The organism is Finegoldia dalianensis (assembly GCF_046255015.1).
In the GTDB taxonomy this organism is placed as follows: Bacteria; Bacillota; Clostridia; order Tissierellales; family Peptoniphilaceae; genus Finegoldia; species Finegoldia magna.
In genome coordinates this window covers 172,299-195,504 of the sequence record NZ_JBDLBQ010000002.1, presented here as the reverse complement: position 1 = coordinate 195,504, position 23,206 = coordinate 172,299, and the positions used below count along the sequence as shown (strand labels likewise).

Genomic DNA, 23,206 nt, shown 5'->3' with positions numbered 1-23,206 from the left:
TAGTTATTAATATTAAATTGTGGATAGAAAACTCTAAAATAAACTTATCCACAATCATAAAGTTTAATAAATTAAGAATTTTGAATGTAGTTGATTAGGTTATCAATTTCTTCATCAAATTCTGAACTTTTTTTGATATCATTCTCAATTTTCTTGATTCCATGCATTACTGTTGAGTGATCTTTGCCAAAACTTGAAGCAATACTAACCAAAGAAATATCCAACAATTTTCTGGACACATACATTGCTATTTGCCTTGGATATGCGATTTGTTTGGATCTCTTTTTTGAAAGCAAATCATCTTGACTTACATTGTACCTATCACACACACTCTCAATGATTAAATCTATGGTTACAGGCCTTAATTGAGTGTCTGCGATAAGTTGTTTTAAAACATTTTTTGCCAAATCTAATGTAATGTTGCCATCTCCTATCAGAGTTTTTTGACCTACGACATTCATTACTGCCCCTTCCAACTCACGTATATTGCTTTTGACATTCATAGCAATATAATCGATTATTTCTGGGGTAAGTGATGTATTATTTCTATCTAAATACTCGTTTATAATAGCCACACGTGTTTCGTAATCTGGTGGTTGAATGTCTGCCATTAATCCCCACTCAAAACGCGACACTAACCTCTCTTCCAATGTTTTTATCTCTTTTGGAGGTCTATCACTGGAAAGTATGATTTGCTTGTTGTGGTTATACAATTCGTTGAATGTGTGGAAAAACTCCTCTTGCGTACCTTGTTTTCCTGCTATAAATTGAATATCGTCAATTAATAGTACGTCTATATTTCGGTATTTTTGTCTAAATTGTGAATTCTTTTTCGTAGATTTATCTCCTATTGAAGATATAAGTTCGTTTGTAAATGATTCACTAGTAGTGTAAATAACCCTAGCTTTTGGGTTATTTTTAAGTATTTCATGAGCAATGGCATGCATCAAGTGAGTCTTACCCAATCCTGCTTTTCCATGAATAAACAATGGATTGTATGCTGTGGCTGGGTTTTGTGCGACTGCAAGTGCTGCGGCTAATGCTAGTTCGTTGTTTTTTCCTTTTACAAATGTATCGAATTTGTATTTGCTGATTAAATTCTTGCCATAAGGGCTCAAATCAGTTTTTTCTTCTGGTAGTTTTGTTTCAGGTTTTTTGTCTTCTACAGTGTATTTTTCATCTTCTGATACTTCTTCACTTACTAGAATGGATCGTTGACCATCTATGTTTTGGTTTTGAATTATATTTTCGTCTTTGTAATTATCCATTTCATAACGGTCTATGATGACTACTTTTCTCTTGACATTACTGATGAAATCCAAGTATTTTTGGATATCGTCGTAGTATTTGTTATAGATTGTTTTTTTGGTAAATCTATTTGGAGAAAGCAAAATAAATTCAGTATTTGTTAAATAAAGAGGTTTTAATGGAGCAATCCACGTGTTGAAGTTCAAATCTGACATTTCCTGTTTAAATGTGTTAGATATTTTTAACCAGAGTTCATCTTTGTCGGTCATTTTTCACCTCGTTTTTTTACTTATCAACAAGTTTATCCACAAAATGATGAGTTATCCACATTGAATAAATAGCTATTTTCCAATTTAAACAAAAAAAATATATAATTTATTCACATTCGCACAACTTATCCACATCAATTTATAGAAAAATAATTGTGGATATTAAATTAGAATATACAGCAAATTCGTGAAGTTTTAAAACAAGAATTCACATATTATCCACAACTTATCCACAATTTGTTAATAAATGCGTACTTTTCATACTTTTTGATACTTTAATTATAGCAAATCATATCTTTTATTACAAATTTATTGGATTTTTTAATAAATGGTTTTGATTTTGAAAAAACTTATCCCCAAATTGCGTTTAATATTTTAAATTCAAATTAAAATGTGGATAAAAGTTATCCACAAATTTTTGAGTTTTGTGGATTTGGTATTTAAAATGTAAAAATTTTGTTTACAGTAAAATTTTTTGTAACTGTCTTTTTATTCGCGATTGTCAACAAAAAAGCTTGACAATTGACATATTGGTAAGTATAATTGGAGTAGTGTTTTTATAGGCAAAAGTCCTTTATTTTATACTAGGAGGTGCGATTGATGAAAAGAACTTATCAACCAAATAACAGAAAAAGAAAAAAAGACCACGGATTTAGAAGTAGAATGGCTACTAGAGGTGGAAGAGCTGTTTTAAAGGCTAGAAGAAGAAAAGGTAGAAAAGTATTATCAGCTTAGGTCACATTCATTGTGGCCTTTAATTTATTATGGATAAAAGTGTAAGGTTAAGAGATAACAGGGAATACAATGTTGTCTACAAGAGGGGAAAGACTTATTATAATAGAAACTTCTCTTTGGTAGTGTACAATTCAAAAAAAGGAACTCGAATCGGATTCTCTGTTACTAAAAAGTACGGCAATGCCGTTGAAAGAAACAGAATCAAGAGGAAACTGAGAGAGATTGTAAGGCTTAATTTCTCTGAGTTTGACAAGGGCTTGGATATGGTTATTATCCCGAAGAAAAACACTGAAGACTTAACTTACAAACAGCTAGAATCTGCATTATTGCACGTTTGTAGAAAGGCATCGAATAAAAAATGTCGAAAGTGATGATTTTTTTAATAAAATTTTATCAAAAAGCTATTTCGCCGTATTTGGGGCATGGGAAGTGCAAATACTATCCAACTTGTTCACAATATGCGTTGGAGGCTTTCAGAAAAAAGCCGTTTTTTAAGGCGTTAGGGCTTACTATTTGGCGAATTTTAAGATGTAATCCATTTTCAAAAGGCGGATATGACCCACTAAAATAAAAAGGAGTTGTAGAATTGCAAATAATTGCAAATGTATTTGGAACTATTCTTAGGTTCATATATGAAAACATCTCACATGTGATGGCTGAACCTAAAAGTATATCGTATTTTGCGATATCAATTCTTTTATTAACACTTATTTATAAGCTTATAACTCTTCCGGTAACTATTCATACGCAAAAAACTCAAGAACAAAATGCTTTGATGCAACCGGAAATTAAGGAAATTCAAAGAAAGTACAAGAACGACCCACAAACTCAACAATTAAAGATGCAAGAATTATACAAGAAGTATAATTTCAATCCTTTAAGTGGTTGTTTGCCAATTATCTTACAAATGGTTTTGGTTTTTGCATTATTTAGAGTAATGAGAGAACCAGGAAAGTACATGTTTGATAATGTGTCTAAGATTAATGAGATCGCTCGTAATTTCTTCTGGATACCTGATTTGACTAAACCAGATCCAGTATTGTTTGGATTGCCTTTAATAAATGCTTTCACTCAATTTTTAGTAGCAAAGATCAGTATGCCTACTAATAACAAGGATAAGAAGTCAAATGAACCTGATCAAATGGAAATGATGAACAAATCAATGATTTATTTCATGCCGATATTTATGTTCTTCATTTCAAGCAAATACGCTTCAGGTTTGATCCTTTATTGGGCATTTTCTAACGTTATAGAAGTTTTAATAAGGTTAATAATTAAAAATAAAGACAAAAAAGATGTTGCGGAGGAAGTTAGATGAGAAGCACAGTAATTAGTGCGAAGACTGTTGAAGAATGTGTCGATAAAGCTTTGGATAAGCTTCAAGCTAATAGAAACGAAGTTAACATCGAAGTTATAAATGAAGCTAAACAAGGTTTTTTGGGCTTGTTTGGAGCAAAGGACGCTGTCGTTAGGGTGTCTTTGAAAGACGATGTTAAAGAAAAGGGTACAGATGATTTCGTGAAGAATATCCTAAACTCTGACTCTAACTCAGTTGAAACAGAACAAAAAGAAGATACTAAAGTTATAGAAGATAAGAAAATTGTAGAAGAAGTTAAAACAGAACCTACAGAAGATGATAAGGAAGAAATCGTAGAAGAACCAGTAGAAACAGCAAAACCAGTAGAATCTAAAGAAGTTAAAGATGCTGAAGAAGCTGAAGAAGCTGTAAAATCTGAAGAAACTGAAGAAGAACAAGAAGCTGAATCTAATGTTACTATTGATAGAAACGACGAACTTTTCATCACAAGCAAGAATTTCTTGAAACAAATGATTGAAGATATGGGAATTGATTGCGATATCGAATCTAGAACTGAAGGAAATATGATTAAGTTCAATATTATGTGTTCAGAAGAATCTGATATCGGAATTATCATAGGAAAAAGGGGAGAAACATTAGATTCTCTTCAATATATCGTAAATTTGGTTACTAATAGAAACAGTGATACTTATATAAGAGTTATTTTGGATTGTAACCAATACAGATCAAAAAGAGAAAGATCTCTTCAAAAATTAGCTAGAAGATTAGCTGATAAGGCTGTTCAAACAGGAAGAGATATCAAGCTTGAACCTATGAATCCATACGAAAGAAGAATCATTCACACTTATCTTCAAAACGATGAAAAAGTGAATACATTCTCTCAAGGCAATGAGCCTAATAGAAGAGTTATTATTAAAAGAAAATAAATTACAAGACTACATATCTTTGGTATGTGGTCTTTTTTTGTGGGATGACAAGAAATAAAGTTGACAACAAATTTTTTATGATTTATCCTAAGAAAAGGAAAGTGGTGATTATCATGACAATTTATAAATAGATTTTAGAGAAAAAAATAATCTCTGAAATCGTTAACGAAAATTATTTGAAGAAAATAGGCTAAATATAATCAAATATTATTAGTCAAGTACAAGTTTTAAGAATGTTATATAAATTTCAGAGGGTAATATGATAAAAAACAATGTTAAGAAGAAAAATCTTATTTTATATTTTGTTGCGATAGTTCTCACATGGACAGAGGCTTTGGTGAATCCTGTAATAGTATCATTGATTATAAAATCATTTGAGAATAAAGACACAGTATTTTTGATGAAAGCACTTGTGTTTGGGATTTTGTGTGGAATTATAATGCTTATAGGTGATAGTGGAAAGAGACTTTACTATTCTTATGTAATAGCTGATTTTAGAGAATCTTTTAAGTTAAAAGTGTTCAATCATTTTTTAAAAAGTGAATATCATATCGATAATGATATCGTCAGTAGTATAGAAAAGGATTCAAGTCAAATTGAAAACAACTACATTGAACCAACGGTAATCATTATATCGTCGATTGGTTTTACAAGTGTTTCCATCATTTATGCACTAACAAGAAATTTCCTTTTGGGAATGCTTTTTATAGTATTTTACAGCATTCCAGCTCTTATGAGTAATTATGGGAGTAATAGATTAGATAATAAATCTGAAGAATTATCAAAAGCTGATGATGCTTTTATGAATAAATTACAAGACATCAAAAATGGAAGGAGCATCATCAAAATTTACAATGTATCCGAATTTTTCATTAATTTGTATCACAAATATTTAAAGCAGGATGTGGATACTTATAAAGGATATGAAATTATACGAACAAAAAACAACATTGTGATTAATTTGGTTGATATAGTATGTTCTATGATTCCTCTTATTCTTGGAGGATATTTGAGTTTTAATGGTAAAATATCGTCAAGCGTATTCATCAGTGTTTACTTAGTTAGTTATAATATAGGATATCAGTTCCAAGAACTTGCATATTTTAATAATACACGTTCATCATCAAAGTATCTATTAAAAAAGTACGACTACATTTATCAAGATATTGATAATGTAAAAATAAATCTTAATGATGAAGTTTTTCCAATTACTTTTGATAATTTGAGTTTTTCGTATGATGATAAAGATATTATTAAAGATTTTAATTTTAAGATAGAAAAGGGTGACAAGGTCGCAATTATAGGAGAAAGTGGTTGTGGTAAAAGTACGTTATTGAATTTAATATTTAATAATTTAACAGCATCTAAAGGAAGTATTATGTTTAATAAACAGGAATTATCAACCGCTGAGATTAGGAGTTTTACCAGCTTTATATCACAAGAAAGTTATGTTTTTAATCTTAATTTAGAAGATAACATTACTTTAGGAGATAATGATATAAATTTAGAAAAATTAAATGGAATAATTGATAAGTTACAGATAAATCATCTTAAATCCAAAGTTTTATCCAATGATAGCTTGTCAGGAGGAGAAAGACAAAGGGTAGAAATTGCAAGAGCAATGTACCATGACAGAAAATTAATTTTAGCAGATGAAATAAAGTCTAATTTGGATAAGAAAAATAGAGAAATAATAGATGATATTATATTCTCTTCAAAAAATACAGTAATAGAAGTAATTCATCAATACGGTGACGAAACTTTAAAAAAATACGATAAAGTTATAGATATGAGGTAAATAACGGGCTTATGACTTCAATATAGTGAAGTTGTAAGCTCTTATTTTATTTGTAATCATTTTGTATGATATAATATAATATTGCTATAAAGAATGAAAGGATAGACTAAATATGGACGATTGTATTGCAGCTATTAGCTCTGCTACTGGTGAAGCGGGAATCGGCATTGTTCGAATGACTGGAGAGGGTTGTGTGGATGTGCTTAATTCTGTGTTCAAAAGGGCTAACGATAATGCTGAATTAATAAATAGAAAAATGACTTATGGCCACATTGTTGACGATAATGAGATCGTCGATGAGGTCTTGGTTTGTTATATGAAGGCTCCTCACACATACACTCGTGAGGATGTCGTGGAGATTTATACTCACGGTGGAGTTGTCGCTGTGAGAAAGGTGTTGGAAGTTCTATTAAACAACGGTGCAAGGCTTGCTGAGGCTGGTGAGTTCACTAAGAGGGCTTTCTTAAACGGTAGGATTGATTTGTCTCAAGCTGAGGCGATTATCGATATGATTAAGGCGAAGACTGACAAGGCGTATTCTGTGAGTATGAAACAGTTGGAGGGTAGTGTTAACAGAAATATCAAACAGTTGAGAGACCAATTGTTGGATATGCTATCTCATGTGGAGTATTCGATTAATTTTACTGAAGATATGCAGGACGAATTGGACAACACTCCTGTTTTGAATGAGGGTAAGGAAGTTTTGGATAAACTAAAAAAGCTTTCTGAGAGTGCAAACAGAGGTAGAATTATCAGAGATGGTATCAATACTACGATAATTGGTAAGCCAAATGTAGGCAAATCTTCTTTGTTGAATGCTTTGTTGAAGGAAAACAGGGCTATTGTTACGGATATTCCAGGAACTACTCGTGATGTCATCGAAGAATACATCGATTTGGACGGGATAAGTCTGAAGATTAACGATACTGCTGGTATCAGGGATACTGAGGATATCGTGGAGAAAATCGGTGTTGAAAAATCTGTGTCTTTTATTTCAGATTCGGATTTGATTATTGCGATTTTTGATTCTTCGAGAGAGTTTGACGACGAAGACAGGAAGATTTTGGATCTTATTAGAGATAAAAAGTCGATTGTTTTGTTGAACAAGATTGATTTGGATGGTGGATTTGATTTCGATGAAAACTTGGAAGGAATCGAGGTTATTCACACTTCAATCAAAAACAACGAGGGTATCGAGGATTTAGAAAACAAGATTATAGAGATGTTTAATGACGGATATATTGAAGCAAATAACGACAATATTATTACTAACATTAGACATAGAGATATTATTAACAAAGCTATTAAATCTTTGGAGAGTTCTCTACACGATATGGAAGCTGGCGTTCCTATCGATTGTTTCGAGGTTGATTTGAGAAATGCTTGGGAAATCTTGGGCGAAATCACTGGAGAAACTGTGGATGACGATGTATTGAATAAGATTTTTAGCGATTTTTGTATAGGTAAATAAAATGGATAGATTATATTATGAAAACCCCTACGATGTTGTGGTTGTAGGTGCAGGTCACGCTGGTTGTGAGGCTGCGTTGGCTACGGCGAGATTGGGATTAAAGACTGCGATTATGAGTATTAGTTTGGATTCGGTGGCTGATTTGCCATGTAATCCTAACATTGGTGGCACTGGAAAGGGTCACTTGGTTAAGGAAGTTGACGCATTAGGTGGCGAGATGGGTCTTGTTATCGACAAGACTTACATTCAATCGAGAATGCTGAACACTTCCAAGGGTCCTGCAGTTCACTCACTTAGGGTACAAGCAGACAAGAGAAAATACCACGATGAGATGAAAAGCGTGTTGGAAAACACTGAAAACTTGGATTTGATTGAGGCGGAAGTCGTGGATATTGGAGTTGAAGACAACAAAATAAAATCCGTAACTACTGCACAGGGAGCGATTTTCCCAACAAGGGCTGTGATTCTTGCGACTGGGACATATCTTAAAGGACTTGTGATGATGGGTGAATACACTTATGAATCAGGGCCTCACGGTATGAAATCATCTAAGAAATTATCAGATTCTTTGAAAAATTTGGGAATTGAACTTAGAAGATTTAAAACTGGAACTCCTGCGAGAGTTCACAGGGACAGTTTGAACTACGAAGTGATGACTGTGCAACCTGGTGATGACGATGTTATTCCTTTTTCATTTTTGAATGACGGCAAGGATATTTCAAAGAAGCAAGAGCATTGCTATTTGACGTACACTACACTTAAAACAAAACAAATTATTGAGGATAATTTGGAGAGATCTCCAATGTATGCAGGTATTGTGAAGGGTGTGGGTCCACGTTATTGTCCTTCGATAGAAGATAAAATCGTGAGATTTCCAGACCGTGATGAGCATCAAGTTTTCGTGGAACCTGAAGGTTTGAGCACTAAGGAAATGTATATTCAAGGTGTGTCATCGACTCTTCCAGAAGAAGTTCAAAAAGAAATGTACAAGACAATCATTGGTTTCGAAAACGTGAGATTTATGAGAAGTGCGTACGGAATCGAATATGATTGCATCGATCCTACAATATTAAAGAGAACTTTGGAACATTTAGAAATCAATAATTTGTTCTTTGCAGGACAAATCAATGGATCCAGTGGGTATGAAGAAGCTGCCGGTCAAGGAATTATAGCAGGAATCAATGCTGCTATGAATTTGCTTGGCAAAGAGCCATTCGTATTGGATAGATCAGACGCATACATTGGCGTATTGATAGATGATTTGGTAACCAAAGGAACTAACGAACCTTACAGAATGATGACTAGCAGATGCGAGTACCGTTTGACTTTGAGACAAGATAACGCTGATTTGAGACTTACTGAAAGAGCACACGAGATAGGGCTTGCGACAGATGAAAGATACGAGAAAATGCTTCACAAGAAGAAGACGATTGACGAGGAAATCGAAAGATTGAAGTCAATCATGGTGACTCCAACAGAAGAAACTAACGAAAAACTTAGAAAACTTGGGTCATCAGAACTTAAAACAGGCATAACTTTGTTGGATTTAATCAAAAGACCAGAATTAACTTACGATAAAACAGAAGAATTTGACGTTGATAGACCAGAACTGCCTAGATATTTGAGACTACAAGTGGAAACTCATATCAAATACGAAGGCTACATTGCAAAACAAATGAGCCAAATCAAGCAATTTAAAAAGCTTGAAAACAGAAAACTAGATATGATTGAAGATTACAAGGAAGTTATGGGACTTTCCAATGAAGCTGTACAAAAACTTAATGACATCAAACCAGAATCGTTGGGTCAAGCGAGTAGAATTAGCGGTGTAAGTCCTTCTGACATCAACGTTTTATTGATTTATATGGAAACGAGGAAGAAATAATGTCACTAAAAGAAACATTGAACGATTATGAAATACAATTGGATGATAATCAAATAGATTTGCTGTTAAAATACATGGATTTGGTGTTGGAAAAGAACAAAGTAATGAATTTGACTGCAATCACTGAAGAAGAAATGTTTCACGTGAAACATTTTGTGGATTCCTTGTATGTGTTGAATTTGTTCGATTTTGAGGAAAACAAAACGATAATTGACGTGGGAACTGGTGCAGGATTTCCGGCAATTCCAATAAAAATCGCGAGAACTGATTTGAAGTTCACATTGCTCGACAGTTTAAGAAAAAGAGTAGATTTCTTAAAGGATGTTATAAATGAACTACAACTTACAGACATCAAAGCAGTCCACGAAAGAGCAGAGGAATGCACAAGAACTGCCGAATACAGAGAACGATACGATTATTGTATATCACGTGCAGTGTCAAAGCTTGACACGTTAGCTGAGTTCTGTTTACCATTTGTAAAAGTCGGAGGATACATGATAGCCATGAAGGGCAAATCTGACGAAACAGACGTAGGAGAGAACGCAATCAAAATCCTCGGTGGTAAAATAGAACAAACTATTGATTACAAAATAGATGACGAGGACAGAAGCTTGGTTATAATAAAGAAAATCAAAGAAACTCCGAAGAAATACCCACGTGGTGGCGGCAAACCAAAGAAAAACCCACTATAACAAAGAAAATTCTCAAATAAAATACTTCACAATGATAAGCAGAAAATCGGATTGACTCAAATATCTAGCTTACGAAAACAAACAAATTCTAATCTTGTGAATCTAAAATTGCAAACTCGCTAACGCTCAGACAGTGCAATTTCTTAACGATTCACTTCGCTTGAATTTGAGGTTGTTTTCTCCAGATGATATTTTCCGTCAATCGCGGTAATCTGCTTTTTGTTTGCGTGGATTTATGAAGAAAAGAAAAAAATATTTTTCGTGGGATTTGGATTGCTACGAGAGAGGGAGGAAAATACTTCAGTATAATAAGAAAAAAACCGAATTGACAATTGAGAGGGACAATATTATAGTTAGTGCTAAAAGTAGAAGAACATTTTGCACGAATATCTGACTCCATAAATTGGTGATTTATAAATATCGAACCACTAAAATCCAAAACTCGAGCGAAGCTCTCAAACAGTTGGATTTTTCACGTGGTTCTTCGATATAAAATCACAGCAATTTATTACGTATGATATTCTTAACAAAAATGTATTCTACTTTTTTGTTCCGCTAGATGATATTTTCCGTTAATCGCGGTAATCTGCTTTTTTGTTTGCCAAGATTTATGAGGAAAAGAAAAAAATATTTCTCGTGGGATTTGGATTGCTACGGGAGAGGCAAGAATGAATTCTACTTTTTTGTTTCTATAGATTTAAGAGGAAAAGAGAAAAGATATTTCTCGTAAGATTTTTAATGCTACGAGAGAGAAGAATGTTTTTCTATTTTTTAATCCACAAATGTTTCACGTGAAACATTTTAATGAAAATTTCATTAGTGATATAATTTAATTGTAAATCGAAGAAAAAACGACGCTCTGAGAGGCGTTTTAACAGACGAAAATAAAATATAGGTAATAAACTATGGAGGATAGATGAAAGTTCAAATAATAGCCGTTGGGACCGAATTATTGCTAGGAGATACTTTGGACACTAATTCTAACTACCTTTCTATCAAAATGAAGGAGTTAGGCTTTGATGTGTACAAGCGAGTTGTGGTTGGCGATAATTATGATAGATTGTTCAAGGAAATCGAAGAAGGATTAAAGCAAAATGATTTGATTATAACTACAGGTGGTTTGGGACCGACTGAAGATGATATTACAAAAAAATGCTGCTGCGATTGTCTTGGCAAGGAAATGGTGCTTAATGAAAAAAGCTATGCTAAATTGAGAAATTATTTTAACGAAGACGAAAAGGCGATACAAGGCAATATCAAACAATGTATGTTTCCAGAAGATGCGATTGTTTTTGAAAACTTCAATGGGACTGCAGATTGTGCGATGATTGAAAATAACGGCAAGAGAATTCTGTTCTTACCGGGTCCACCAGCTGAGATGAAACCTATTTACGAAAATCAAGTGCAACAAGTATTGGAACAATTTGCGACGGACTGTATTATTTCTGAAACTTTGAATATATCCATACTTGGAGAATGGGACATGAACGAGAGGGTCAAGGATATCATTGAATCATCAAATAATCCAACGGTTGCTCCATATTTCAAAAAGGACAAGAGAATACTTCGAATAACTGCAAAAGCATGTGACAGACAAACTGCTCTTAAGATGATTGATGCAAAGAAAAAAGAGCTTAGAGAAAGACTGGGCATGTATATTTTTGGAGAAAATGATGAAACAATTGAAGAATCAGTCTACAAGGTGTTGAAAGAATACGATTTGTCGATTATGACATCAGAATCCATTACAGGTGGTATGATTGCATCTAAACTAGTGAATGTGTCTGGAGTTAGCGATTATTTAAAAAGGTCATTGGTGGTGTATTCTAATGAGGCTAAAGTAGATTTACTTGGGGTTAAGGCTGAAACTATAGACACATACGGTGTTGTTAGTGAAAATGTTGCGTTTGAGATGGTTGAGAGAATGTTTGAAAAATTTGGAGTTGACTGTGCGATATCTACGACAGGTTACGCATCAGGAGAAAATGCTGGGCTTGTTTATGTTGGTTTGGGATACAAAAATGTGATAAAAACACTAAAATTACAGCTTCATGGAGAACGAAATAAAATTAGAAACAGAGTTTCAAATCGTGCTTTGGCAGAGTTGAGACTAATGATTTTAGAAAATGTTTCACGTGAAACATTTTAAAACAAATTAGAACTTTATTTGTGCTATAATAAATATGAAAGGAGCTGTAAATTTGAAAACAATATGTGTATTTAATCAAAAAGGTGGAGTGGGTAAAACTACTACCGTCGTTAATTTGTCAGCAGCTCTTGGTTTGAAAGAAAAAAAAGTGCTTGTAGTGGATTTGGATCCGCAAGGTAACACGACTTCAGGCTTTGGAATTAATAAGTTTGAGCTTCAAAAAAGCATTTACGATTTGATGGTTCATGACGATTTTGATGAAGATTTTATTATCAAAACTGAAGAAAAAAACGTGGATATAATCCCAGCAACGTCTGATTTGTCAGGGGTTGAAGTGGAGCTTATAAACACTGATGATAAAGAAAAAGTGTTATCTAACATACTTTCTAATGTGAGTGGCTATGATTTTTGTTTTATAGATTGCCCTCCATCTTTGGGGACGTTGTCTATAAATGCATTGGTGGCGGCAGATTCTGTCCTTATACCTATCCAATGTGAGTTTTATGCGCTTGAAGGCGTAAGTCAACTTATGAATACTATTAATTTGGTGAGAAGTTCACTTAATGAAAACTTAGAAATAGAAGGTATTGTTATGAGTATGTTTGATGGTAGAAATAATCTTAGTTTGGAAGTGGTGGAAGAAGTCAAGAAATACTTCAAGGATAAGGTGTTTACGACTATGATACCGCGTAATATAAGGTTAGCAGAAGCTCCAAGCTATGGAATGAGTGCGTTATCTTACGACAAAAATTCCAAAGGATCAATTGCTTATACGAGACTAGCGGAGGAATTTTTATAATGGTTAGGAAAAAGGGATTAGGAAGAGGCTTAGATGCTTTAATACCACAAAATATTATAGAAACGACAAGTTCTGACTCGATTGTTAATATCGAATTATCAAAAATAATTAGAAGAGAAGATCAACCAAGAACACATTTTGAAAAAGATAAAATACGTGAGTTAGCAAATTCTATCAAAGAATACGGCGTTATATCTCCGATTATTGTTCGAAAAAAGGACGAAAAGTACGAGATAATCGCTGGAGAAAGAAGATTTCTAGCAAGCTTAGAGGCTGGATTATCTGAAATTCCTGCAATTGTTAAGGAAATGGAAGATAGTGAAGTGGCAGAAGTGTCACTTATCGAAAACATTCAACGTGAGGATTTAAATGCAGTTGAAGAGGCCGTAGCTTACAAAAACTTGATGGAAAACTACAACTTAACTCAAAAAGAATTGGCAGACAAATTGTCCAAATCAAGGTCATATATTGCAAATACATTGAGACTTCTTAACTTAGATGAGTTGTCATTGGAACATTTGAAAAAAGGCGACATTACATCATCACAAGCTAGAAGTTTACTTGCAATTGACGATATGAAAAAGAGAAAAGCGTTATTGGATAAGCTAATATCCAAGAAGACAAATGTCAGAGAAATTGAAAAAGTGTCCAAGGAAACAGACCCGTTTTTGTTGGATTTGCAAAACAGGTTTTTGGAGAAATTCTCTACAAAGGTTAGAATTAAGCCAAAAAGAAAAGGCGGAAGTATAGAGATAGAATATCTATCTAATGAAGATTTAGAAAGGATTATGGAGATATTAGAGCTATGATGTTTATGGATCAAACTTTAGAAGAATTTATTAAAAATGTAAACTCAAAGGAACTTCCAGGTGGGGGTTCTATCAGTGCGTTGACTGCACTTTTGGGAGTAGGTATTGGAAACATGAGTTTCTATCTAACTGAAGACAAGAAATCTTTCAAAGCATTAGACGAGAAAACTCAACAAGAAATTAGAAGTCATGTTGACAGACTTACTGAAATTATTGAAGAATTAAAGGAAAAAATGGTTGAAGATACTAAAAGCTTTGACTCTGTTCTTCAAGCATACAAATTACCAAAGGAAACAGACGAAGAAAAAGCATACAGAAAGAAAATGATAGCCGATGGATACATCATCGCTACAGAATCTCCAATGTCTTCTGCTAGAATTATGATGGAAGCAATGGAACTTGTAAAACAAATTGCAAAATATATCGATAAATATGCAATAACAGACCTTCTAGCAAGTGCATATTTATTACATTCTAGTATGAAATCAGTAATGTTGAACGCTAAAATCAACATGAAACAACTTGGAGATAGCAAGAAAGTAGCTGATGAAATCACAGCATTAGAAGACAAATCAGAAGTTTTATTGAGAGAAATTGAAGAAGTTTCATACAAAAAAATAGGTGAGGTATAATGACTTATTTCGATAATGCTGCGACGAGTTTTCCGAAACCAGAGATAGTTTACGAAAAACTAGACGAAGCAATGAGAGAATTTGCCGCAAATCCGGGAAGAAGTGGACATAAATTGTCACTTAAAATGGATAGGGCGATTTTTAATTCTAGAATGAACATCCAGGAATTTGTCGGCGGAACGAATCCTCTTAATTTGATTTTCACATTGAACTGTACAGATAGCTTGAACATGGCAATCAAAGGGCTTGTCAAAAAAGGAGACCACGTTATCACGACATCTTTGGAACACAATTCAGTTCTTAGACCGCTTCACAAAATGCAAGAAGATGGTTTTATCGATTTGACTGTTGTGTATGCAGATGAACGTGGGATTTTGGATGTCAAAAAGATTGAAGAAGCAATCACTGACAAGACCAGAGTTTGCGTGACAACTGCTATGAGTAACTTGACAGGAACCATCGTTGATTTCTGCAAGATTGGCGAAATTATGCACGCTCACGATATCTTATACATTGTGGATGCTGCACAAGCTATGGGATATTTGGATTTTGATATGAAAAATATGCCTATAGATGTGTTGTGTTTTCCTGGACACAAATCATTATTTGGTCCAATGGGAACGGGCGCTATGTATATAAAAGAAGGAATTGATGTCAAAAGCTTGAAACAAGGCGGAACCGGCTCTCATTCACAAGATTTGGAACAACCTGACGAATATCCTGACAGATTAGAAGCAGGAACTATCAACGGACCTGCGATTTATGCACTTTCTGCAGGCGTTGATTTCATCAAACAAGAAGGTTTGAAAAACATTAGAGATCATGAAAATAGTCTTAAAGACAGATTTATAAATGGTTTGAAAGACGAAAAAGGTATCACATTATACGGAAGTTTGGATGAACACCAAGGACCTGTCGTGCCTGTAAATGTCGAAGGAATAGGCTCTAGCCAATTGGCTTACATCCTAGATGACAAATACGATATCGCAACGAGAGCTGGAATTCACTGTGCGCCACTTACACACAAGACGATTCATACACAAGACATCGGTGCTGTTAGGTTCTCATTTGGTCATTTCAACACTGAAGAAGAAGTGGACAAGGCGATTGAAGCGTTGAAAGAAATCAATCGAGGAGACAAAGATGGGGCTATCTAGTGCTATGAACACAATATTGATAATTCTTATGGTGTTTGTGGTATTAGTTTCCGTGATAAATTTCCGTAAAATCAACATCGTCAACAAAAAAGTCAACAGAGTCAAAAGAAGATACGATGCGCTTTTCAGAGCACAAGATGGTGACATTGAAGATATTTTGAATCAAAATTCTACAGATATCGTGGCAAATCAAAAAAGAATCGAAGAATTGTCCAAAACATTGGAATCTGTGGAAACTTTACAAGCAATATCACTTCAAAAAATCGGCCTTGTTAACTATGATGCATTTGAGTATTTGACTAACAAACTTTCATACTCACTATGTTTGTTGGATGCCAATGACAACGGGCTAATAATCACATCGATTTTCGGAAGAGAACAATCTACAAGCTACATCAAAATCATAACAAACGCTAAATGTAGCGAAAAACTAAGCGAAGAAGAAAATGAAGCTTTGAAGAAAGCTTTGAAATAGAACATTGTAATAAAGGAGAAGAAAATGGATATATTTGAATCATTAAAATCAAAAATCTCAGGCAAAAACTTAAAGATAGTATTTCCTGAAGGAGAAGAATTGAGAATTTTAAAAGCAGTAGCGAGATTGAACGAAGAAAAAATCATAACTCCTGTAATTTTAGGTGATGAAGAAAAAATCAAAGAATTAGCAAACCAAGAAAACTTGAACATTGAAGGGGTTAAAATCATCAATCCACTTACAGCAGATGATTTCGATGAAAAAGTAGACAAATTTGTTGAAAGACGTAAAGGCAAAAACACTGAAGAACAAGCAAGAACTATGCTTAAAGATGTAAACTACTACGGAACAATGATGCTTTATTGTGACGAAGTAGACGGACTTGTATCAGGCTCAGTTCACTCAACTGGAGAAACTGTAAAACCAGCACTTCAAATAATCAAGACAAAACCAGGTACAAAACTTGTATCAGGAGCAATGGTTATGATTGGACCAAACGGCGAAAGATACGTATTCTCAGACATCGCCATCAACATCGAATTGTCAGAAGAACAATTAGCAGAAGTTGGGGTTGTAAGTGCTGAAACTGCAAAACTATACGATATCGATCCAAAAGTTGCATTTCTTTCATTCTCTACAAAAGGTTCTGCAAAACACCCATTTGCAGAAAAAGTTGCCAACGCTACAAAACTTGCCCAAGAAATGGCACCAGAACTTCCAATCGATGGAGAATTACAATTTGATGCAAGTATAGTTGAATCTGTAGGAAAACAAAAAGCTCCAGGTTCAAACGTAGCAGGTCATGCAAATGTGTTCGTATTCCCAGATTTACAAGCAGGTAACATCGGATACAAAATCGCTCAAAGATTAGGAAAATTCGAAGCAATAGGACCAATCCTTCAAGGAATGGCAAAACCAGTTAACGATTTGTCTCGTGGTTGCAACGAAGAAGACGTGTACAAGCTAGCTATAATAACAGCTGCTCAATCATTATAAAGTGAAAAACAATAGACTGTTCACGCTAATAACATATGTCGTATTCTTGTTGTTCTCTGGATTTCTAGTAGAAATCGCAGTATCAGGTAAGAATTTCACAAGAATTATGCTAGTAGTTTTCGTAGCATCGTTATTAGTCGTGACTAAAATGATTTACGACAGAAGAGATGAGGACATATCATCTTTGAAGGAATTGAGATTGTATTTGATTGCAAGTGCAGTGGTTTCCATAATGGCAATTGTCAAATATTTGAAAGAATTTTCGTTTAGCAGAATATATATGCCATTTTCGTTTGCAATAATCATACACCTAGTTTATACAATAATATACAAAAATAAATCAAAAACACAAAGATAGGTGAAAGCCTATCTTTGTTTTTAAGGAGATAAAATGGAGTTAATTAATTTCATATATATGTTCTTCTTTTATGCAGTTTTTGGATATGTTTGGGAAGTAATATGGGTAAGTGCTGGACAAAAGAAACTCACAAACAGAGGATTCTTGTACGGTCCATTACTTCCGATATATGGGTTTGGAGCAGTGTTCATCACGCTTTTTGTGGATCACGCAATAGAGAGATTTAACGATTCTTACATCGTAATATTTTTCTCGGGACTTATAATCGCAACGGCATTGGAGTTTATAACAGGATATTTAATTGAAAAAATATTCAAAGTAAGGTACTGGGATTACACAGAAAGATTTATGAACATAAAAGGGCTGATATGCCTCAGATCATCACTATTTTTCGGAGTTATGTCCATATTCATGATGAATTATTCCAACAAATACATACTTGAACTTACTGAAAAAATCAAAAACAGCAACTACAACTTCGTGATTTACATTCTTATAGCTATATTTTCAGTAGATGTTGTGATTTCAGTAAAACAAGCTTATGGATTTAGATATATAATTGAATATCAAGAAAAAATGGAAGCATACTTGAACGAAATCAGAAAAGATGTCAAGCTCAAAGCGTTGGAAGGATCACAAACACTTGAAGCTGATTTGTCAGGACTTAAAAGTGCACTTCGTGACAGGATAGAACAAGTGGAAATCAAGAAATCCTTCATAGAAAACAGCGCGAAAATATTAGAAGACAGAATTGAAAGAGAAACCAACCTCAAAGAAAAGCTCAAAACTTTGTTGGATGAAAGAGTTGAAAGCGCTGAAAAAGTCGAACTAATCCACGATAGAATCGACAAAGTTTACGATAAAAGGCTTAAAAGATTACAAACTCACCAAAAAAACATACAAAGAGTTGCAAAGAGAAACGATATAACTTACAAAAAATAAAAATAAGCAGATGTCTTATACGGCATCTGCTTTTGTTGCATTCAAAACACATATTTATACAGAATTATTTTGCATAAAATTTCATTATTTCTTCAGCACACTTTTCGCTATTTTCATTATTTATTTCCAATTCAAAATCTTTTGCTTTGACTGCGTAATTGATGTCGTAGTATTTCGTAATTAAACTTTCTACAACACTATCGTAGTCTTCGTTCTCTAGTTTATCAATCAAAATGGAGGAGTTATTCTTGCCAATGTATTTGGACAAATGATTTATCCCTTTTTTTATATCCTCCAAAGCATGAGGATTTTTCAAATAATCTGTTTTTATTCTATCTATTCTATCTTGAAGGCTTGAATTTATCATAACTTGATGATGTGAACCGTTGTATTTTTGTCTCAAAGATTTGGGAACATTAATTCTTCCTATTTTGCTACTTTCACATTCCACAAAAACAGGAGAGTTGTCGAAACTTTTGAGCTTATCAAACAACAAACTTTCAAACATTTTTTGCGATGGTTGATTTTTCAATCCGGCATTTCCGAGAATTGATCCTCTGTGGTTTGCAAGTTGTTCCAAGTTGAGGACGTTTTTGTGAGAATTTTCTAAAATATTCAGAATTTCTGTCTTTCCAACACCAGTGTAGCCTTTGATATTTACGTATTCGTGTGAATTAATAAGCTTATCTAAGTTTTCAATAATATGTTTACGATACGCTTTGTATCCTCCTTTTAGCCTGTAAATGTCAAGCCCCATGGATTTCATTATATTAAAAAGCACCGTACTTCTCATTGATCCTCTGTAACAAAACAAGCAGACGTTGCGATTTTCACTCAAATCCAATAACTTCACATAAATGTCTTCAAGTTTTACAGATGCATATCTTATCGCCAATTTCTTTGCACATTCGTGATCTCCTGCATCATAAATCGTTGATATTTCCACTCTTTCGTCGTTGTTTAGTATTGGCATGTTGATAGCACCGGGGATTGTTTCTTTCTCAAATTCATATTCGCTTCTAACATCGACAAATATTATATTTTCCATATTTATAAGTTCTTCATAAGTATTTGCTACGAACATTTTGGCCTCCAAGGTAATAATTATACACCTTTTATTGCGTTTGTAAAAGGTGTTGGAAACACAAATTAGTGGAAATTTTTTGGCTGATTATATAGGTAATAGGATGTTCAATAATACAAAAATCTAACTAAAACTAGTGATAAATAGAAAATATTATGATAAAATTAAATTAATCAAAAGGAGATGTGTGACTATGAAAAATATTGCGTATATTTGTAAATGGTGCTTGGGAGTGTGTTTTGCATTAATCACTTTATATGTAATAAAAATATGTATATTTAGTTTGTATATCCCAGAATACATAGCAGCCAAAGCGCTACCTTTATCAATTGTATTAGTAGCTATATCAATTCTATTTTTCTCTATAGGATATGAGAATAGAGCGTAGATATCAGAAGATGAATATTAAAATTTGTTGATAGATGTAAAAAAATGTACCCTCTTTATTGGACTAACCAGTAATGAGGGTATTTTCATGAAAAAAGAACTTGCTAATCACAAGTTCTCAATTAAAAATTAAAATACATTCTAATAAGTCCAAGTATCAATATATGAACTGGATAGAATAGATAATTTACCAATTTGTTTTGTTTTCCACGTTCTCCGTTGTATGTCACAGTAAAGGCGAATCCCAAGAAGGAATAAACTTCTTTGATAATCGACAAATATCCAAGACCCGCGGAAATTACTGGCTTGTCGTAGAAAATGTAGAACAAGTAAGCTAGAATTATCGCGTGATAATCGTAGTCCAAGCTTAAATACATCGCCAAGAATCCGAAAACAGCGACGATTATTATAGAGGAAACATACCAAAGTATCCTGTTTTTAAACTTATCTTTAATATAATCAATTATCCACACAGTTACCAAGCACAAAGCCAACGTGAACATCATATTGTTCCAATACGGATCGAATAATACTTTTGATGTGAAAATATCGAATGGAACTTCTGAAATCACCGCAAAAACCAACAAGTTTCGAAGATATTTCGCCCTGTCGTGTGTCTTGAAAAATCCTTCAACTATGAAAAATATAAATATTGGAAATGCAATTCTTCCTAATATCGATAGAAAGTTCGAGATATACAACAATGCTCCTTTTCCATTTAAAAAATGCGTTACAACAGAATTATTAACATGATCTATCAGCATCGATATGAATGCAATGTATTTTAGCTGAGCCGCGTTAAATATCTGAAACTTCTTTAATTTATCGTGTTCAAATCTTTTATTTATATCCATTTGTTCTCCTTAAATTTTGAGTATACTGTATGATACAATAATTTGAACAAATTTGCAATATTTTCACTTAAAAAAATAGTTCAAAGCAAATTTCACTTTGAACTACTCAAATTTATTGATTATTTCATTGATTTCTTCTTTTTTATTTAATAAACATTTAATGATTTTTTCTTTTTTAGATTTTGTAGCCCTATATTTTGGAATGGAGACGCTAATGGCATACTCCACTTCATCACCATGGCTCAAAGGTACTGCAAAACAGATTATGTCGCGCATAGATTCTTCTACTTCGTAAGAATAACCGTATTTTCTGATATCTTGAATTTGATTGTACAATACATCAATATCAGTAATTGTATTTTCGGTTAAAGCTGTCAGGCCGTTTGGATAGATTTTCTTCAATTCGTCGTAGGTTAGGTTGGAAAGTAGAGATTTTCCAAGTGATGTTGCATATGCGGGGATCATCTTTCCTACAGAAGAAATCAACTGTACTGGTTGTTTTGGATTTACTTTTTCGATGTAGGTTGTGTACTGGCCTGTCAGAATGCTTAATTGGCAAATCTCATTGACTTCTTTCACTATTTCCTGCATTTTTTCTTTGATTAATTCCAATATAACTGAACTTTTTGAGAAGTTTTGCCCAATACACCACATCATTATTCCTATTTTGTAATAGCCATCTTCGCATATCAAAAATCTGTTTTCTTCTAATGTTTTAAGAATTGGAAATAGAGTTGATTTTGGAATAGATGTTTCATTCGAAATTTCCGTTTGGGTGGCACCTTTCGGTTTTGTCTCTAAAAAATTAAGTATATCAATAACTCTTTGTGTTGGTTTATGCATTTTAATACTCTTTCTAATATTTGTATTTTAATTTTGGTCTAAATTAATATAAACAAGTATACCACATTTTTGATAAATTAAAATGTTGACAGACTTAAAAGCAAGTGTTAGTATGTAATTAAAGAATTGTAAATACAAACGTGATTCGTATATACGAAGTTTGAAAATTAAAAAAGTTAGGAGTTTATTATGAAATACGAAATAATAACTCCACTATTAACCAGTATTCAAGATGACGGAGATATCGATATTGACGGTACTTTGAATCTTGTTGAATACGTTATAGATGGTGGAGTTGACGGAATCCTACCACTTGGTAGTGCAGGGGAATTTACAGCATTCACTTTTGAACAAAAAAGAAAATTCCTTACGGAAATTATTAAAAAAGTTGACAAAAGAATTAAAGTTTTGGCTGGAACAACTTCATTAGTACCACAAGAAACTGTTGATTTATCAAATGAAGTTTTAAAATGTGGAGCTGATGGTGTGGTTATTCTTCCTCAATTTTATTTTGGATTGAACGATGAAGAAGCTTACGAATATTTCTCATATATGGCAGAAAATATCGACGGCGACATCTACATTTACAATTATCCAGCAAGAACTGGATACAATATTTCGATTGATGTTGTGTTGAAATTAATCGAAAAATATCCAAACATCGTAGGATTGAAGGATACTATAGCAGAAACAGGGCACACTCAAGAGTTGATTTCAAAAGCTAGATTAATAAGAGATGATTTCAGAGTTTATTCTGGATTTGATAATCAATTTAGCGCAAATATTGCCGCTGGTGGAAGTGGTTGTATATCAGGATTTTCAAATATAAGACCAAAATTGTGGGCAGACTGGGTAAAGGCTGCAAACGATGGCAATCTTGATGAAATTCACAAATACCAAAAAATCATCAACAGAATGATGGACATCTACGCTATTCAAACAAACTTCTCAAATGTGTGTAAGAATGTTTTGAAAAGAGAAGGTATGAAGATTAATACGAAATGTATGCTACCTTACGATAAAATCACAGAAGATGAAATCGATAGGGCTTTTGAAATTTTAAAAGATTCGGAGAAGATTAATGGTTAAGGCATTATTAATTCATAAAGACGACAATGTGGCTGTGGTTATTAGTCAAGTTAAAGAAAACGACGAGGTTGTCTATGTTGACAAGGACAATAATTCTCACAGTATCATTGCGAATGGAAGTATTCCACAATATCACAAAATAGCTATAAGAGATATTAAAGAAAATGATTATGTGGTTAAATACGGAGAGCATATCGGGCTTGCAAGTTGTGATATAAAAGCTGGAGATTATGTTCATACGCACAATGTAAAAGATAACAGAGAGAACAATAAATTAAAGGAGAAATAGT

The 23,206-nt window shown here is 33.3% G+C and carries 24 protein-coding genes; 20 read left to right on the top strand and 4 right to left on the bottom strand.

What is annotated here, in order from left to right:
- Positions 1 to 71: 71 nt before the first annotated feature.
- A complete protein-coding gene (gene dnaA, locus ABDJ34_RS03445) occupies positions 72 to 1,517 on the bottom strand; it encodes a chromosomal replication initiator protein DnaA (protein WP_002835943.1) in 1,446 nt (481 codons plus the stop codon).
- A 600-nt stretch (positions 1,518 to 2,117) separates the two neighbouring features.
- Here dnaA and rpmH point away from each other — a divergent pair.
- The 18 genes from rpmH to ABDJ34_RS03355 all read left to right on the top strand — a co-directional run bounded on the left by rpmH (position 2,118) and on the right by ABDJ34_RS03355 (position 18,659).
- Positions 2,118 to 2,252, top strand: a complete 135-nt coding sequence (gene rpmH / locus ABDJ34_RS03440; protein ID WP_094204583.1) for a 50S ribosomal protein L34 — start codon at positions 2,118 to 2,120, stop codon at positions 2,250 to 2,252.
- A gap of 29 nt (positions 2,253 to 2,281) precedes the next feature.
- Complete coding sequence (gene rnpA, locus ABDJ34_RS03435) at positions 2,282 to 2,623, top strand: ribonuclease P protein component (RefSeq protein WP_002835949.1); 342 nt, start codon at positions 2,282 to 2,284, stop codon at positions 2,621 to 2,623.
- Complete coding sequence (gene yidD / locus ABDJ34_RS03430) at positions 2,611 to 2,823, top strand: membrane protein insertion efficiency factor YidD (RefSeq protein WP_094206476.1); 213 nt, start codon at positions 2,611 to 2,613, stop codon at positions 2,821 to 2,823. The genes rnpA and yidD overlap by 13 nt, the downstream gene beginning before the upstream one ends.
- A gap of 15 nt (positions 2,824 to 2,838) precedes the next feature.
- A complete protein-coding gene (locus ABDJ34_RS03425; RefSeq protein ID WP_412701375.1) occupies positions 2,839 to 3,570 on the top strand; it encodes a YidC/Oxa1 family membrane protein insertase in 732 nt (243 codons plus the stop codon).
- Positions 3,567 to 4,496, top strand: coding sequence for an RNA-binding cell elongation regulator Jag/EloR (jag, locus tag ABDJ34_RS03420; RefSeq protein ID WP_412701374.1), 930 nt, complete (start codon positions 3,567 to 3,569; stop codon positions 4,494 to 4,496). The genes ABDJ34_RS03425 and jag overlap by 4 nt, the downstream gene beginning before the upstream one ends.
- Positions 4,497 to 4,755: 259 nt before the next feature.
- Complete coding sequence (locus ABDJ34_RS03415; RefSeq protein ID WP_412701373.1) at positions 4,756 to 6,294, top strand: ATP-binding cassette domain-containing protein; 1,539 nt, start codon at positions 4,756 to 4,758, stop codon at positions 6,292 to 6,294.
- A gap of 112 nt (positions 6,295 to 6,406) precedes the next feature.
- Positions 6,407 to 7,765 carry a tRNA uridine-5-carboxymethylaminomethyl(34) synthesis GTPase MnmE gene (gene mnmE / locus ABDJ34_RS03410; protein WP_412701372.1) on the top strand — a complete coding sequence of 453 codons (1,359 nt, stop codon included), beginning with the start codon at positions 6,407 to 6,409 and terminating at the stop codon, positions 7,763 to 7,765.
- A gap of 1 nt (position 7,766) precedes the next feature.
- Positions 7,767 to 9,650, top strand: coding sequence for a tRNA uridine-5-carboxymethylaminomethyl(34) synthesis enzyme MnmG (gene mnmG, locus ABDJ34_RS03405; RefSeq protein WP_412701371.1), 1,884 nt, complete (start codon positions 7,767 to 7,769; stop codon positions 9,648 to 9,650).
- Positions 9,650 to 10,342 carry a 16S rRNA (guanine(527)-N(7))-methyltransferase RsmG gene (gene rsmG / locus ABDJ34_RS03400; protein ID WP_412701370.1) on the top strand — a complete coding sequence of 231 codons (693 nt, stop codon included), beginning with the start codon at positions 9,650 to 9,652 and terminating at the stop codon, positions 10,340 to 10,342. The genes mnmG and rsmG overlap by 1 nt, the downstream gene beginning before the upstream one ends.
- A 916-nt stretch (positions 10,343 to 11,258) precedes the next feature.
- A complete protein-coding gene (locus tag ABDJ34_RS03395; protein WP_412701369.1) occupies positions 11,259 to 12,491 on the top strand; it encodes a competence/damage-inducible protein A in 1,233 nt (410 codons plus the stop codon).
- Positions 12,492 to 12,543: 52 nt separating this feature from the next.
- Entirely contained in the window at positions 12,544 to 13,290 is a 747-nt protein-coding gene (locus tag ABDJ34_RS03390; protein ID WP_094206567.1) for a ParA family protein, read from the top strand.
- The gene (locus ABDJ34_RS03385; RefSeq protein ID WP_412701368.1) at positions 13,290 to 14,099 is read left to right on the top strand and encodes a ParB/RepB/Spo0J family partition protein; all 810 of its coding nucleotides are present in this window, start codon (positions 13,290 to 13,292) and stop codon (positions 14,097 to 14,099) included. Before ABDJ34_RS03390 ends, ABDJ34_RS03385 begins: the two co-directional genes overlap by 1 nt.
- Positions 14,100 to 14,104: 5 nt before the next feature.
- Positions 14,105 to 14,731, top strand: a complete 627-nt coding sequence (locus ABDJ34_RS03380) for a cyclodeaminase/cyclohydrolase family protein (RefSeq protein ID WP_316447785.1) — start codon at positions 14,105 to 14,107, stop codon at positions 14,729 to 14,731.
- A complete protein-coding gene (locus tag ABDJ34_RS03375; protein WP_412701367.1) occupies positions 14,731 to 15,888 on the top strand; it encodes an aminotransferase class V-fold PLP-dependent enzyme in 1,158 nt (385 codons plus the stop codon). Before ABDJ34_RS03380 ends, ABDJ34_RS03375 begins: the two co-directional genes overlap by 1 nt.
- Positions 15,875 to 16,363: a DUF4446 family protein gene (locus ABDJ34_RS03370; protein ID WP_094204537.1), complete on the top strand. Its 489-nt coding sequence runs from the start codon at positions 15,875 to 15,877 to the stop codon at positions 16,361 to 16,363. Before ABDJ34_RS03375 ends, ABDJ34_RS03370 begins: the two co-directional genes overlap by 14 nt.
- Before the next feature lie 24 nt (positions 16,364 to 16,387).
- A complete protein-coding gene (gene pta / locus ABDJ34_RS03365) occupies positions 16,388 to 17,359 on the top strand; it encodes a phosphate acetyltransferase (RefSeq protein ID WP_412701366.1) in 972 nt (323 codons plus the stop codon).
- Position 17,360: 1 nt separating this feature from the next.
- The gene (locus ABDJ34_RS03360) at positions 17,361 to 17,717 is read left to right on the top strand and encodes a hypothetical protein (RefSeq protein ID WP_316057233.1); all 357 of its coding nucleotides are present in this window, start codon (positions 17,361 to 17,363) and stop codon (positions 17,715 to 17,717) included.
- 33 nt (positions 17,718 to 17,750) lie between these two features.
- On the top strand, positions 17,751 to 18,659 hold the full coding sequence (locus ABDJ34_RS03355) for a putative ABC transporter permease (protein ID WP_412701365.1): 909 nt from the start codon (positions 17,751 to 17,753) through the stop codon (positions 18,657 to 18,659).
- Between the two features lie 64 nt (positions 18,660 to 18,723).
- Here ABDJ34_RS03355 and mnmH read toward each other — a convergent pair whose 3' ends face one another.
- From mnmH to ABDJ34_RS03340, 3 genes are all read right to left on the bottom strand, one after another.
- Positions 18,724 to 19,743 carry a tRNA 2-selenouridine(34) synthase MnmH gene (gene mnmH, locus ABDJ34_RS03350; protein ID WP_412701364.1) on the bottom strand — a complete coding sequence of 340 codons (1,020 nt, stop codon included), beginning with the start codon at positions 19,741 to 19,743 and terminating at the stop codon, positions 18,724 to 18,726.
- 509 nt (positions 19,744 to 20,252) lie between these two features.
- Complete coding sequence (locus ABDJ34_RS03345) at positions 20,253 to 20,984, bottom strand: TraX family protein (RefSeq protein WP_412701363.1); 732 nt, start codon at positions 20,982 to 20,984, stop codon at positions 20,253 to 20,255.
- Positions 20,985 to 21,086: 102 nt separating this feature from the next.
- Entirely contained in the window at positions 21,087 to 21,827 is a 741-nt protein-coding gene (locus ABDJ34_RS03340; protein WP_412701362.1) for an IclR family transcriptional regulator, read from the bottom strand.
- Between the two features lie 189 nt (positions 21,828 to 22,016).
- On the opposite strand from ABDJ34_RS03340, the gene ABDJ34_RS03335 reads away from it, so the two are divergent.
- The gene (locus ABDJ34_RS03335; RefSeq protein ID WP_412701361.1) at positions 22,017 to 22,916 is read left to right on the top strand and encodes a dihydrodipicolinate synthase family protein; all 900 of its coding nucleotides are present in this window, start codon (positions 22,017 to 22,019) and stop codon (positions 22,914 to 22,916) included.
- Complete coding sequence (locus ABDJ34_RS03330) at positions 22,909 to 23,205, top strand: UxaA family hydrolase (protein WP_094207851.1); 297 nt, start codon at positions 22,909 to 22,911, stop codon at positions 23,203 to 23,205. Before ABDJ34_RS03335 ends, ABDJ34_RS03330 begins: the two co-directional genes overlap by 8 nt.
- Position 23,206: the final 1 nt, after the last annotated feature.